Raw genomic sequence first — 13,614 nt, forward strand, 5'->3', positions numbered from 1 at the left:
GAAAATCAGCGAAATGTGCGTCATACGCAAAAAGATCGCAGCCTGCGGCAGCTCCTATCGGGTGTACATCATCCCAATGTAGGAGCTGCCGCAGGCTGCGATCTTTTGATCTTTAAAGGTGCAGCGTCAGTTCCAGCCCGCCCGATCCATCATGCGAATCGCTTCAGCCTGACGCTTGCCGGCAATTTCCACAGGCAAGGTATCGGCGACAAACTTGCCCCAGCTCGCCACTTCTGCAGAAGGCTGAACCGCAGGGTTGGCCGGGAATTCCTGGTTCACGTCAGCAAAGATCTTCTGCGCTTCAGGTGTGGTCATCCATTCCACCAAGGCCTTGGCCGCTTCCGGGTGCGGAGCATGTTTGGTCAGGCCGATACCCGACAGGTTCACGTGCACGCCACGGTCGCTCTGGTTCGGCCAGAACAACTTCACCGCCAGGTCAGGCTTCTGCTTGTGCAGACGGCCGTAGTAGTACGTGTTGACGATACCGACGTCGCATTGACCCGCGTTGATGGCCTCCAGCACCGCGATGTCATCCGAGAATACGTCGGTGGACAGGTTACTCACCCAGCCCTTGAGAATCTTCTCGGTTTTGTCGGCGCCATGGACTTCGATCATGGTGGCAGTCAGTGACTGGTTGTAGACCTTCTTCGCTGTGCGCAGGCACAGGCGACCTTCCCAGTTCTTGTCGGCCAGACCTTCGTAGGTGGTCAACTCACCGGGTTTCACCCGATCGGTGGAGTAAGCGATGGTCCTCGCCCGCAGGCTCAAGCCAGTCCAGGCATGGGCGGATGAGCGGTATTGCAGCGGGATGTTGGCGTCGATCACCTTGGAAGTGAACGGTTGCAGGATGCCCATTTGCTCGGCCTGCCAGAGGTTGCCGGCATCGACGGTCAGCAGCAGATCCGCGGTGGCGTTCTCGCCCTCGGCCTTGATCCGCTGCATCAGCGGCGCTTCCTTGTCGGTGATGAACTTCACCTGCACGCCGGTTTTCGCGGTGTAGGCATCGAAGACCGGTTTGATCAGCTCGTCGATACGCGAGGAGTAAACCACCACCTCGTCAGCGGCCTGGGCTGCGGTGCTGCCAATCACGGTCAAGGCGAGTGCGGTCAGTAGACGCTTCGGTACCAACATGGGAGCGATCTCTCGATTGAAAAATTGAAGCCAAATGATATGGACTCACATTTAGGTTCTCAATCGAACAGTTTGCGGAGGAGTTACCAGATGTTGCACAAGTTGGAATGTGTGGTGGATGTACCGACGTCTTCGCGAGCAAGCCCGCTCCCACAGTTGAAATGAATTCCCATGTGGGAGCGGGCTTGCTCGCGAAGAGGCCATCTGCCGCAATGAAAATCTCAGGCCTTGGCGAGTGCCGGTAGATCCCCGATCAATCCCAGCGCTTCACGCACGAACAGCGCCTTGGCTTCGGGCATTTGGTCGACCATCTTCAACCCGGCATTGCGCAACCAGCGCACCGGCAACGGATCGGCCTGGAACAGACGCTCGAAGCCTTCCATCGCCGCCATCAACGCCAGGTTGTGGGGCATGCGCCGACGTTCGTAACGGCTGAGCACTTTCACATCTGCCAGGCGCTCGCCACGCGTGGCCGCTTGCAACAGCACTTCGGCCAGCACGGCGGCATCGAGAAAACCAAGGTTCACGCCCTGCCCGGCCAATGGGTGAATGGTGTGGGCCGCATCACCGATCAACGCCAATCCTTCAGCCACATAACGCTTGGCATGACGCTGCCGCAACGGCACGCACAGACGCGGGTCGGCGCTGAGCACCGAGCCCAGTCGGCCTTCGAAGGCCCGCTCCAGCTCTTTGCAGAAACCTTCGTCATCCAGCGCCATCAGGCGTTCGGCTTCGCTCGGGGTGGTCGACCAGACGATCGAACACCAATCCTGCTGACCGTCACGCTCCAGCGGCAGAAACGCCAGCGGACCGTTGTCGGTGAAACGCTGCCAGGCAGTCATTTGATGAGGCTTGGCGCTGCGCACGCTGGTGACGATCGCGTGGTGCATGTAGTCCCACTCGCGCGTCGCCATACCGGTCAGACGCCGAACGGCGGAATTAGCGCCATCCGCTGCGATCACCAAAGGTGCGCGCAAGGTGCGGCCATCGGCCAGGGTCAGCAGCCAGTCGTCGCCGGAGCGACGCATTTGCTCCAGGCGCGCGTTGGCCAACATTCCAAGGTCGCAGTCGTGCAAACGGTCGAGCAAGGCGTCCTGGACCACGCGGTTCTCGACGATATGCCCCAGCACATCGGCATGCACACTGGCCGCCGAGAAATGAATCTGCCCGGTGCCGCTGCCGTCCCAAACGTGCATGTCGGTGTAAGGGCTGCTGCGCCGATTGGCGATGCCGTCCCAGACGCCCAGACGTTCGAGAATCCGCTGGCTGGCAGTCGATAAGGCGCTCACTCGCGGCTCGAACGAAGCCTGGGCATCGAAGGGTTTGACGCTCATCGGGCTACCGTCCAGCAGCAGGACTTCCAGCCCGCTGTCCTGCAACGCCAGCGCCAGGGCACTGCCGACCATTCCGGCCCCGACAATCAGCAGATCTGCGCGCATTTCCATGCTTTAAGCCTGTCTCGCTTGCGGCTTGAGCCGCATATAAAGGGATTTTCCGACCGCCACTTAAGCATCGGGACGCGTACCCAAACCCATGGCCTGCCGCGCGAACCAGCGTTTGGCCGGCGGCAGCAGATCGAGACCGAGCAGACCGATGTTGCGGCCCAAGGAAACCAGCGGTTGAGTGCTGCCGAACAAACGGGTGACCTGATCGGAGAAACCCACGGTCAGGTTCTGATCCAGACGCTGACGCTCGCGGTAGGCCTGCAAGGTCGCAAAGTCTCCGGGAGATGTTTCGCTGGCCAGCAACGCATCGGCCAGCGCTTGAGCATCACGCAAAGACAGGTTGAAACCTTGCCCTGCAATCGGGTGCAGGCTGTGGGCAGCATTGCCGAGAATCGCCAGATGCGGACGCACCTGCTCTTCGGCCTCGATCAATGTCAGCGGGTACAAATGCCGCGCACCAACCTGCTTCAAAGTGCCGAGGCGATAACCGAACACGCCTTGCAACTCGCTGAGGAAGCTCTTTTCATCGAGGGCCGCGAGCCGTTGCGCGTCCATTCCCAATCGAGTCCAGACCAGTGCGCAGCGGTTTTCCGGCAACGGCAACAAGGCCATCGGCCCGTCATCGGTGAAACGCTCGAAGGCCATGCCGTTGTGCGCTTCACTCGGTGTGATGTTGGCAATCAACGCGCTCTGGTTGTACGGGCGCTTTTTGATGCCGATCCCCAGTTGCTCGCGCAGGCCGGAACGGCCGCCATCAGCCAGCACCGCAAGATCGCATTCCAGAGTGGTTTCGTCGTTGAGGGTCAGGCGATAGCCATCGATCAGCGGCTCCATGCGCGTGACTTCCGCCGGGCAACGCCAGCTGATCACGTCCTTGTCCAGCCCCTGCCAGAGGCATTGGCCGAGCCAGGCGTTTTCCACCACATAACCCAGCGCCGGAACGCCCTCTTCCATCGCCGACAATCGCGCGGTGGAGAAGCGCCCACGGTCGGACACATGAATTTGCTTGATCGGCTCGGCGCGGCGGGAGATTTCCTGCCACACGCCCAACCGTTGATAAATTTGCTTGGCACCGTAGGACAACGCCGAAGAACGGGCGTCGTAGCTCGGTTGATAAGTATCGCCGGGGGCGAACGGTTCGATCAGCACGATCTTCCAGCCACGAGCCTTGGCTCCGGCCTGAAGTGCCAACGCCAGGCTGGCGCCGACCAGACCGCCACCGATGATTGCCAGATTGACTCGACTCATGCCGCTTGTGCCCGCGCGGCGGCCATCAAGGCTTCGATCTCGGTGACCGTTTTCGGTACGCCTTTGGTCAGGATTTCACAGCCGCTTTTGGTGACCACTACGTCGTCCTCGATGCGCACGCCAATGCCGCGCCATTTCTTCGCTACGTTCTGGTTGCCCGGGGCAATGTAGATGCCCGGTTCCACGGTCAGCGCCATGCCGACTTCCAGCACGCGCCATTCACCGCCGACCTTGTATTCGCCGACATCATGCACATCCATGCCCAGCCAGTGGCCGGCGCGGTGCATGTAAAACGCTTTATAGGCTTCGCTGGCGATCAACTCGTCGACGTCGCCCTGCAACAGGCCCAACTTCACCAACCCGGCAGTAATCACCCGGACCGTGGCTTCGTGGGCTTGATTCCAGTGTTTGTCCGGGGCGATTTCCGCAAACGCAGCTTCTTGCGACGCCAGCACCAACTCGTAGATCGCCTTCTGTTCCGCTGAATACTTGCCGTTGACCGGCCAGGTGCGGGTGATGTCGCTGGCGTAGCAATCGATCTCGCAACCGGCATCGATCAACACCAGATCGCCGTCCTTGAGCACTGCGTCATTCTGCTGGTAATGCAGGATGCAGCTGTTGCGCCCAGCGGCGACGATCGAACCGTAGGCCGGCATTTTCGCCCCGCCCTTGCGGAACTCGTAGTCGAGCTCGGCTTCGAGGCTGAACTCATGCAGCCCGACTCGGCTGGCCTGCATCGCGCGGATGTGTGCCTGGGCGGAAATCCGTGCGGCTTCGCGCATCACTTTCACTTCTGCCGCCGATTTATACAGGCGCATGTCGTGAAGCAGGTGATCCAGAGCAACGAATTCGTTCGGCGGCTGGGCGCCGAGGTGCGCTTTAGAGCGGATCACGTTGATCCAGTCCATCAGGTGCCGGTCGAATTCCGGGTTGCTGCCCATGGCCGAATACACCCGGTCGCGACCTTCGATCAGGCCCGGCAGGATGTCGTCGATGTCGGTGATGGGGAAGGCGTCGTCGGCGCCGAAGTCGCGAATCGCGCCTTCCTGCCCGGCGCGCAAGCCGTCCCACAACTCCCGTTCGGCATTGCGTTCACGGCAGAACAATATGTATTCGCCATGTGAACGCCCAGGCATCAAAACGATGACCGCCTGAGGCTCGGGAAAACCGCTGAGGTACTGGAAGTCGCTGTCTTGACGGTAGACGTGCTCGACGTCGCGGTTGCGGATCGCAACGGCGGCGGCGGGCAGGATGGCGATGCTATTGGGTTCCATCTGCGCCATCAGGGCCTTGCGGCGACGGCTGTATTCCGATTTCGGGATATGAATCATGGGCAGATGGCTTTCCCTGGCACGCGATTAATGCAACGACGGTTTGGCGGCAGCGGGCGCGTCCGGCTTTTTGGTTTCGGTGAACAGCAGCAGCGGCGCGACGCGCAGGTACTCCATCACTTCCATGTAATCGCTTTCGCCGTCGTCGGACTCTTCCAGGGCGTCTTGCACCTGTGAAATAGCCGCCAGATCCTGAAGTACTTCGGTGGCCTCGGTGCTCAGCATGCTGCTGTCACGGCAGTTCAGGCCGAAACCGCTGAGGAAGCCCTGGCACCATTGGCCCAGTGCGGCGGCGCGGTCGGCCAGCGGCTCGTCATCGGTCGGCAGCAGCAGAACGACGGTCACGTCGTCGCCAGTGAGCTCGCCCTTGACCATCTCCTGCAAGCCAATCAAGGCGTTGCGGACATTATCCTGCGGCTCGCTTTCGAGCAGCTCGGCGGCATCAATCAGCCAACCTTCGGCATCGAAACCGGCACCGGCGCAACTGCGGCCGAGCAGCAGGCCATGCAGTTCGGCAGGCGAGGCATTATGACCGCTGGAAGTCAGCAGTTTGGCGAAGGCTTGGTACGGGGAATTCTGAATGGGCATGGGCAGCTAGGCGCCAGACGGCGCTATGTCTAGAATGAAGGCCTTGTATCCTACATCGACAGACTCGCCAAGACTATTAAAGGCTGTCCGCCAGCTATCACCCATCTGACACAATTTCAGTGGACCCAATGGAAGACACCGACCTGCAAGCGCTAATGGCCAGACTCGAACTGCTAATTACCCGCGTCGAGCAACTAAAGAGTCAAAACGGACTCCTATTAGCTCAGGAAAAGACCTGGCGCGAGGAACGCGCTCACCTCATTGAAAAGAACGAAATCGCCCGGCGTAAGGTCGAATCAATGATTTCGCGCCTCAAGGCCCTGGAGCAAGACTCATGAGTTCAAGCAATAGCGTTACCGTGCAGATCCTCGATAAAGAATATTCGATCATCTGCCCCCAGGAAGAGCGCAGCAATCTGGTGAGCGCCGCCCGTTACCTGGACGGCAAAATGCGCGAAATCCGCAGCAGCGGCAAAGTCATCGGCGCCGATCGCATCGCCGTGATGGCCGCCCTGAACATCACGCACGACCTTCTGCACAAGGAAGAACGCCCGGATGTGCAGGCCAGCGGCTCGACCCGCGAGCAGGTTCGCGACCTGCTGGATCGCGTCGATCTGGTGCTCGCAACCGATCCGGACGTCACCAAGGGCTGAAACGCGAAACCGCTTGGGGTATACTCGCATCACTCCCTGGGGTGCTTGCCAGTTGGCGATGTCCCTGAGCCGATTTGCTATACCCTGGAGGTTGCACGTTGGGCTGGTGTGCATGTCCGCTAGACGGAAAGCCTTAAAGCCTACTGCATCTTCCACCTTGAACTTTCGGGTTCAAGGGCTAAGTCGACAGCGGTACATCCGGGGAGCCTGATTCCAGTCCGATGCCGGTTTAAATACCGGCATCGGCTTTTTTACGGGTACGCTTTATGTACCCGCACTGCCGAAGCCCGAATTCATGACCGAACCTGCGCTGCTGCCCCGCCCGCAACTTCGACGCATGCTGCGCAAGGCCCGCCGCGCACTGACACCCAGTCAGCAGCGCCAGGCCGCTCGCGGGCTGTACACGCAATTGGCTCAGCACCCGCTGTTTCGCCGCGCAAAACACATCTCCCTTTATCTACCCACCGACGGTGAAATCGATCCGCGTGTTTTGCTGCGTGCCGCTCAGCGTCGAGGCAAGGCAACGTATCTGCCGGTGCTCAGCGCCTGGCCACGAACCAAAATGGTGTTCCAGCGAATTCGCCCCGGTGAAAAACTCAAACCCAACCGCTTTCGTATTCTCGAACCCCGGCACAACCTCGCCCGGCAACGCAAAGTCTGGGCGCTCGATCTGGTGCTGTTGCCATTGGTGGGGTTTGACGATGTCGGCGGACGCCTGGGCATGGGCGGCGGTTTCTATGATCGAAGCCTGGCGTACCTGGCACGACGTAAAAACTGGCGCAAGCCGACGCTATTGGGGCTGGCCCATGAATGTCAGAAGGTCGAACGATTGGCTCAAGCGAGCTGGGATGTGCCGTTACAGGGAACGGTGACAGACAAGGCGCGGTATTTCGCCGGCTAGACGCCACTGGAATCAGCGGCGTCCGAAGACAGTTTCAGCGTTTGAAGGCCGACGGCTGTTGTTGCTGCGCGATTTCGATCGGAGCGTCGGTCTTGTTGCTCCACAGGCTTTGGGCATAGCCGGTGGTCACGACGCCGAGGCCGAACAAAATAACCAAAATCCATAGTAAATCCGGTTTGCGTTTCATCGATTGCCCCCCAAAGGCACATCAACACGATGACAGCAGCGGTTTCCGTTGTAGGTGTAGGCCGTGCAGCAGCGTCAAGCTTAGAAGGCCGGCATTTTGCGACAACGTGAACCGACACGCAAACGCTGGCGTCAACCGACCGTCGGTTTGTCATAAAATTCCCCGACAACTTGCCCACCCACTTCGCAAGGAGCAAAAACCATGGCTTATTGGCTGATGAAATCCGAGCCCGACGAGCTCTCGATCAAGGGCCTGGAGACGCTTGGCAAGGCGCGCTGGGACGGGGTTCGCAACTACCAGGCACGTAATTTTCTGCGGGCCATGGCGGTGGGCGACGAGTTTTTCTTCTATCACTCCAGCTGCCCCGAACCGGGGATCGCCGGGATCGGAAAAATCGTCGAAGCCGCGTATCCAGACCCGACGGCGCTGGAGCCGGAGAGTCATTACTACGATCCGAAAGCCACGCAAGAGAAAAACGCCTGGAGCGCGATCGATGTCGCGCATGTCGAGACGTTTCCCAAAGTGCTTAAGCTGGATTATCTGAAACAGCAGGCGGCGCTGGCCGAGATGCCGCTGGTGCAGAAAGGCTCGCGACTGTCGGTGATGCCAGTGACGGCCGAGCAGTGGGCTGCTGTTATTGCGTTGCGCTGACGGACGCCAAAAGATCGCAGCCTTCGGCAGCTCCTACTCCGAGCGCGGTTCCCTGTAGGAGCTGCCGAAGGCTGCGATCTTGGCAATCATTCAGACAAACCAAGACTCACTGGATAATGAGGTTGTTGAACAACAGATCCTCAACCACAGGCTTGCCGGTTTCGTCGTTCATGATTTGCTGGGTCTGCTTCAGGGCTTCCTGACGCAGCTTTTCCTTGGCCTCGACGTTGTTCATCGCTTCAGTTGTCTGCTGGGCAAACAACGCCACCAGTTGATTACGAATCAACGGCTCATTGGCTTTCACCAGTTTGGTCGCCTCATCACCGGTCACTCGCAATGCCACATCGGCCTTGTAGACCTTGAGCTTTGGCGTCCCGTCCAGCCCGTAGTTGCCCACGAACGGCGGGCTCAGGGTGATGTAATTGACCTTTGGAGCTGCACCTTCTTTGGCTTCTTCGGCCATCGCTGCCACAGGCAGAGACAGGGCCAGCAACAACATGATCCACGCTTTCACAATTCGCTCCTTATCCGGTTTGCGGCCTAGCATAACGACCCGCCGCTCAAGCACAAGCTTATGGCTGACTATCAGGGCCGGGCATGCTCGTTGACCCATCGACTCACACACCTACACTTATCGGCCATCACTCCCAAAGGAATAGCCCTGATGAAAGCCGTGCTGTGCAAAGCCTTCGGCCCTGCCGAATCGCTGGTGCTGGAAGACGTCGCCAGTCCTGTCGCGAAGAAGAATGAAATCCTGCTGGACGTGCACGCCGCCGGGGTGAATTTCCCGGACACGTTGATCATCGAGGGCAAATATCAGTTCAAGCCGCCCTTCCCGTTTTCTCCAGGCGGCGAAGCGGCTGGCGTGGTCAGCGAAGTAGGCGAAAAGGTCAGCCACCTCAGGGTAGGCGATCGGGTCATGGCGCTGACCGGCTGGGGCAGTTTCGCCGAACAGGTCGCGGTGCCGGGCTACAACGTGCTGCCCATCCCGCCATCGATGGACTTCAACACCGCCGCCGCGTTCAGCATGACTTACGGCACGTCGATGCACGCGCTCAAGCAACGGGGCAACCTGCAACCGGGTGAAACCTTGCTGGTACTCGGCGCTTCCGGCGGTGTCGGTCTGGCCGCCGTGGAAATCGGCAAAGCCATGGGCGCCCGCGTGATCGCCGCCGCCAGCAGCGCCGAAAAACTCGCGGTGGCCAAATCTGCCGGTGCCGATGAGCTGATCAACTACAGCGAAACCAGTCTCAAGGACGAAATCAAGCGCCTGACCGATGGCCAGGGCGCCGACGTGATCTACGATCCGGTGGGTGGCGACCTCTTCGACCAGGCCATCCGCGCCATTGCCTGGAACGGGCGCCTGCTGGTGGTCGGCTTTGCCAGCGGTCGCATCCCCGAACTCCCCGTGAACCTCGCGCTGCTCAAAGGCGCAGCGGTGGTCGGCGTGTTCTGGGGCTCATTCGCCCAGCGCCAGCCTCAAGACAACGCGGCGAACTTCCAGCAATTGTTTGGATGGTTTGCCGAGGGCAAGTTGAAGCCGTTGGTGTCGCAGGTATATCCACTGAGCAAAGCGGCGCAGGCGATCAATGATCTTGGCCAGCGCAAAGCGGTTGGGAAAGTGGTGGTTCAGGTTCGCTGAGCCCAAAGAAGCGGTCTGGACTTCAAATGAAGTTGTTCAGGCCGTTTTTTATTGTCCGGGACTAAAACAACTTCCGAATATCCTCCGGTAGCAAACTCATGTATTTGCGGGCTGGGCTCGCCCGGCAATCCCTGACGATTCTCGGTACCCGCTTATTCAATTTGGCAATTAAGGCCAGACGCTGCTCGTTCTGCAACTGTGTCGTATAAATCACGTTCGACAGATAGGCGCGAGTGTAATCAAACACTTTTGAATCAACCCACGCGTACTCCGGAAAATCGACCAGCGCCTCATTGAGGTCACGACATCTCAGTTGTTTGAGCCACTGGTTGGTATGAATGGGCGTGTCCAGATCCAGTCTGAAAACCATCGGCGCAATCACTTCCTGCTCGTCGGGCATGTCGCCTTCTACCGTCCATGGTTTGAAGCGCCACTGCGCTAGCGCCTTCCGCGTCGCTTCGGCCAGATCAGGATGATCGCTTTGCAAAATGCTCACATTGCTGACCGAGCCATCGGCATTGGCAGTGAACCTGACTCGAACTTCACCTGTTATCCCGGCCCTGAAAAGCGCCCTGGGGTAAATCGGTTTGGGATTGTTTTCCGGGACCAGAAACACTTCCTCGGCCCGAACACCATCCGACACAACCAACAAAAGCACACACGCAAACCACCGCATAACCCCTCCCCTTCACGACCGATATGCCAGACCCGGCATCTGCACAAAGGTTAAAGCTCGGTGATCTGCAACAGAACGCCATGACTTCCCATTCAATCGAAGGACATTTCCCAAAGCCTCGTCCTACCCTGGACCAAAATGCGTCACGTAGACCTGCAAGTAACGTTTCCCACAACGCCCTACATTTATACCTGAGCGACATGTTCATAAAAGAACATGAAATCTCCAGCATTTCCGCTATTTGACCGATGCGAACCGGTGCTATTTTCGGTAACGAAACTGTAACATTCGCATCCGCAGTCAAAACAAGAAATCTGGAGCTCTTGAATGTTTGCTTTCTTTCGTCCTGCCGCACATCAGGCTCCATTGCCTGAAGAAAAAATAGACAACACCTACCGACGCCTTCGCTGGCAGATCTTCGCCGGTATTTTTATCGGCTACGCCGGTTATTACCTGCTGCGCAAAAACTTCTCCCTGGCCATGCCCTATCTGATCGAAGAGGGCTATACCCGCGGTGAGCTGGGCCTGGCGCTGTCGGCTATCGCCATTGCCTACGGCCTGTCCAAGTTCCTGATGGGCATCGTGTCCGACCGTTCCAATCCGCGCTTCTTCCTGCCCTTCGGCCTGTTGGTATCGGCCGGTGTGATGTTCATTTTCGGTTTCGCGCCCTGGGCAACGTCCAGCGTGACCATCATGTTCATCCTGCTCTTTATCAATGGCTGGGCCCAGGGCATGGGCTGGCCACCGAGTGGGCGGACGATGGTGCACTGGTGGTCGCAGAAGGAACGCGGCGGCGTAGTGTCCTTGTGGAACGTGGCGCATAACGTCGGTGGCGGCCTGATCGGCCCGCTGTTCCTGCTCGGCATGGGCCTGTTCAATGACTGGCACGCAGCGTTTTACGTGCCGGCGGCGGTGGCCATGGCGGTGGCGGTGTTTGCCTTCGTCACCATGCGCGATACCCCGCAATCGGTGGGCCTGCCGCCCATCGAGAAGTACAAGAACGACTACCCGGAAGGCTACGACGCCAGCCACGAAGAAGAATTCAGCGCCAAGGAAATCTTCGTCAAATACGTGCTACGCAACAAAATGCTCTGGTACATCGCCCTGGCCAACGTCTTCGTCTACCTGTTGCGCTACGGCGTGCTGGACTGGGCACCGACCTACTTGAAAGAAGCCAAGGGCTTCAACGTGGATAAAACTTCGTGGGCCTACTTCTTCTACGAATGGGCAGGTATTCCGGGCACGCTGTTGTGCGGCTGGATGTCGGACAAGATCTTCCGTGGCAACCGTGGCCTGACCGGCATGGTGTTCATGGCATTGGTGACTGTTGCGACCCTGGTGTACTGGCTCAACCCGGCGGGCAACCCGACAGTCGACATGATCGCGCTCGTCTCGATCGGCTTCCTGATTTACGGCCCGGTGATGCTGATCGGCTTGCAAGCGCTGGAATTGGCACCGAAGAAAGCCGCCGGTACGGCAGCGGGCTTCACGGGCCTGTTCGGTTATCTGGGTGGTTCGGTCGCGGCCAGTGCAGCGATGGGCTACACCGTGGACCACTTCGGCTGGGACGGCGGTTTCGTGCTGCTGATCGGCGCATGCTTACTGGCGATGGCCTTCCTTGCGCCGACGCTGTGGCACAAACAAGTCGCCAGTCAGAGTCGCGAAGCAATCGCCTGATCGGCCTTTGATTTGCAGCGCTTGAGCCGCGCCTCCAGATTCCGGTCTGGCATGGCGTGGCTACGCAGGGCGTGGGCGGTCTGCTCGACATAATCGCGAGTCGTGCCGTAACGCCCGCAAGCGTTTTCGAACACGTGGCTCAGCACGTGATCCGGCAAGTTGCCCGCATAGCTGGGCAGATGCCGCTCCAATACAAACCCCAACGCCTGAACCTGACTTCCGTCTTCAAGACGGCAGTTGAGCCAGTGTGGACGGTAGGACGGGAATGGCATTTCGCGCTGCCAAAGTGCGTAAAGAGACGCTTCAAGTTGTTCTTCAGGCAAGCGATAGGCGAAGCCGCTGCAAGAACCACCGCGATCCAGGCCAAATACCAGCCCAGGCACTTCGGGCGTGCCGCGATGTTCGTGGGACCACAAATACAAACCGCGATGGTAGCCATGCACACGACCGCGCACTCGCTCCACTGCTGCGCATTCGGGACGCCAGATCAGCGAGCCGTAAGCGAACAGCCACACCGGCCCGCCCTTGTGGCGCGCCATCGTCGACTGCATCGAGCTGAGTAATTGTTCGTGCGTGAGCTGCGGCCCCAGATCGAGCCGCGGAGGGTAAGCCAGATTCAAAAAAGCAGATTCAATGGCACTCATGGCGATGAAATTTCGGCCCTGCAATCATTACAAAATATAAGCAACATTCACGTCATAGAACATATAGCAGTAATACTAAAACGAAAAGTGCTAAGAGACGGTCGACCTTCCGGAGCAGCCATAAGCAATCAAATGCAAAAGCTGAAGGCCTGCCCATATACCCTAATATCATTTAGAAAAATTCTTAAATACCGGAATGAAATATACATAAGCATTAGCGCGTCTAGGATAAAGCCCACTTAGGAGAAACTTCCTACACATCCTTCAGTTTTCCCGCCTGTCCGTTGCAGTATGTATGGCGTATAACGGCCACCCACAGGCGCAAGCCAAACTGCCTTACAGGCCTGAACAATGAAAAAACCATGGATTTACGGATTACTTCTGGTGCTTATGGCGCTGCAGTCGCGGGCAGAAGATACCTCCGAGAAAGACACGGGCTCCTGGTATTTGCAGGCCAGCGTCTTTACCAAACACTACTCCGACGACTCCGATCACAATAACAATCAGGAGCTCATCGGCCTTGAGCGTGAGCAAGCGTCCGGTTGGTTGTTTGGTGGCGCAACTTTTCGCAACTCGTTCAGCCAGCGTTCAAATTATGCGTATGCGGGCAAACGCTACGAGAGCGCCGACTATCCCGTGTACTTCAAACTGAGTGGTGGCTTGCTACAAGGTTACAGCGGCAAGTCTAAGGACAAGATCCCCCTGAATCACTTCGGCGTCGCGCCGGTGATCATTCCTTCAATAGGTGCACACTACGGACCGTTGGCAGCCGAGCTGGTGTTGCTCGGCTTCAATGCCGTCATGGTGACGACCGGGGTGCGCTTCTAAAACGGTTCGCCCA

General features: G+C 58.6%; 16 protein-coding genes and 1 other RNA gene. 8 read left to right on the plus strand and 9 right to left on the minus strand.

The annotated features are described in order from the left end of the window. Positions 1-126: 126 nt before the first annotated feature. The 5 genes from E3W21_RS15540 to E3W21_RS15560 all read right to left on the minus strand — a co-directional run bounded on the left by E3W21_RS15540 (position 127) and on the right by E3W21_RS15560 (position 5,743). A complete protein-coding gene (locus E3W21_RS15540) occupies positions 127-1,131 on the minus strand; it encodes an extracellular solute-binding protein (RefSeq protein ID WP_129440151.1) in 1,005 nt (334 codons plus the stop codon). 221 nt (positions 1,132-1,352) lie between these two features. Continuing rightward, on the minus strand, positions 1,353-2,570 hold the full coding sequence (locus E3W21_RS15545) for a 2-octaprenyl-3-methyl-6-methoxy-1,4-benzoquinol hydroxylase (RefSeq protein WP_166793838.1): 1,218 nt from the start codon (positions 2,568-2,570) through the stop codon (positions 1,353-1,355). A 66-nt stretch (positions 2,571-2,636) separates the two neighbouring features. Continuing rightward, positions 2,637-3,824 carry a 2-octaprenyl-6-methoxyphenyl hydroxylase gene (gene ubiH, locus E3W21_RS15550; protein WP_033060622.1) on the minus strand — a complete coding sequence of 396 codons (1,188 nt, stop codon included), beginning with the start codon at positions 3,822-3,824 and terminating at the stop codon, positions 2,637-2,639. Further along, complete coding sequence (gene pepP, locus E3W21_RS15555) at positions 3,821-5,155, minus strand: Xaa-Pro aminopeptidase (protein WP_134420825.1); 1,335 nt, start codon at positions 5,153-5,155, stop codon at positions 3,821-3,823. The genes ubiH and pepP overlap by 4 nt, the downstream gene beginning before the upstream one ends. A gap of 27 nt (positions 5,156-5,182) precedes the next feature. Further along, positions 5,183-5,743 carry a YecA family protein gene (locus E3W21_RS15560; protein WP_129440143.1) on the minus strand — a complete coding sequence of 187 codons (561 nt, stop codon included), beginning with the start codon at positions 5,741-5,743 and terminating at the stop codon, positions 5,183-5,185. A gap of 128 nt (positions 5,744-5,871) precedes the next feature. Here E3W21_RS15560 and E3W21_RS15565 point away from each other — a divergent pair, with 128 nt between their 5' ends. The 4 genes from E3W21_RS15565 to E3W21_RS15580 all read left to right on the plus strand — a co-directional run bounded on the left by E3W21_RS15565 (position 5,872) and on the right by E3W21_RS15580 (position 7,296). Then, a complete protein-coding gene (locus tag E3W21_RS15565; protein ID WP_007982902.1) occupies positions 5,872-6,081 on the plus strand; it encodes a TIGR02449 family protein in 210 nt (69 codons plus the stop codon). Then, on the plus strand, positions 6,078-6,395 hold the full coding sequence (locus E3W21_RS15570) for a cell division protein ZapA (protein WP_007942435.1): 318 nt from the start codon (positions 6,078-6,080) through the stop codon (positions 6,393-6,395). Before E3W21_RS15565 ends, E3W21_RS15570 begins: the two co-directional genes overlap by 4 nt. A gap of 30 nt (positions 6,396-6,425) precedes the next feature. Then, positions 6,426-6,604: non-coding RNA, 6S RNA (gene ssrS, locus E3W21_RS15575), on the plus strand. Between the two features lie 86 nt (positions 6,605-6,690). Then, positions 6,691-7,296 (plus strand): 5-formyltetrahydrofolate cyclo-ligase, encoded by a 606-nt coding sequence (locus tag E3W21_RS15580; RefSeq protein WP_129440141.1) that lies wholly within the window; start codon positions 6,691-6,693, stop codon positions 7,294-7,296. A gap of 34 nt (positions 7,297-7,330) precedes the next feature. Here E3W21_RS15580 and E3W21_RS15585 read toward each other — a convergent pair whose 3' ends face one another. Then, positions 7,331-7,483, minus strand: coding sequence for a hypothetical protein (locus E3W21_RS15585; protein WP_008024268.1), 153 nt, complete (start codon positions 7,481-7,483; stop codon positions 7,331-7,333). 201 nt (positions 7,484-7,684) lie between these two features. Between E3W21_RS15585 and E3W21_RS15590 the strand changes: the two genes are divergently transcribed. Beyond that, the gene (locus E3W21_RS15590; RefSeq protein WP_134420827.1) at positions 7,685-8,134 is read left to right on the plus strand and encodes an EVE domain-containing protein; all 450 of its coding nucleotides are present in this window, start codon (positions 7,685-7,687) and stop codon (positions 8,132-8,134) included. A gap of 106 nt (positions 8,135-8,240) precedes the next feature. On the opposite strand, the gene E3W21_RS15595 is transcribed toward E3W21_RS15590, so the two are convergent. Further along, positions 8,241-8,648, minus strand: coding sequence for a flagellar basal body-associated protein FliL (locus E3W21_RS15595; protein WP_033060630.1), 408 nt, complete (start codon positions 8,646-8,648; stop codon positions 8,241-8,243). A gap of 150 nt (positions 8,649-8,798) precedes the next feature. On the opposite strand from E3W21_RS15595, the gene E3W21_RS15600 reads away from it, so the two are divergent. Continuing rightward, positions 8,799-9,776 (plus strand): NADPH:quinone oxidoreductase family protein, encoded by a 978-nt coding sequence (locus tag E3W21_RS15600; RefSeq protein ID WP_134420829.1) that lies wholly within the window; start codon positions 8,799-8,801, stop codon positions 9,774-9,776. Between the two features lie 61 nt (positions 9,777-9,837). Here the strand turns inward: E3W21_RS15600 and E3W21_RS15605 are convergent, their stop codons facing one another. Further along, positions 9,838-10,452: an energy transducer TonB gene (locus tag E3W21_RS15605; protein WP_134420831.1), complete on the minus strand. Its 615-nt coding sequence runs from the start codon at positions 10,450-10,452 to the stop codon at positions 9,838-9,840. 327 nt (positions 10,453-10,779) lie between these two features. Between E3W21_RS15605 and glpT the strand changes: the two genes are divergently transcribed. Next, positions 10,780-12,129, plus strand: coding sequence for a glycerol-3-phosphate transporter (gene glpT, locus E3W21_RS15610; protein WP_129440133.1), 1,350 nt, complete (start codon positions 10,780-10,782; stop codon positions 12,127-12,129). Here the strand turns inward: glpT and E3W21_RS15615 are convergent. Continuing rightward, positions 12,105-12,773 (minus strand): gamma-glutamylcyclotransferase, encoded by a 669-nt coding sequence (locus tag E3W21_RS15615; protein WP_129440131.1) that lies wholly within the window; start codon positions 12,771-12,773, stop codon positions 12,105-12,107. The genes glpT and E3W21_RS15615 overlap by 25 nt on opposite strands. Positions 12,774-13,124: 351 nt before the next feature. Here E3W21_RS15615 and E3W21_RS15620 point away from each other — a divergent pair, with 351 nt between their 5' ends. Further along, a complete protein-coding gene (locus E3W21_RS15620; protein ID WP_166793830.1) occupies positions 13,125-13,601 on the plus strand; it encodes a sn-glycerol-3-phosphate transporter in 477 nt (158 codons plus the stop codon). The last annotated feature ends 13 nt before the right edge of the window (positions 13,602-13,614 follow it).

Origin of the sequence: Pseudomonas sp. F01002 (genome assembly GCF_004402115.1) — a bacterium.
GTDB classification, from domain to species: Bacteria; Pseudomonadota; Gammaproteobacteria; order Pseudomonadales; family Pseudomonadaceae; genus Aquipseudomonas; species Aquipseudomonas frigoris.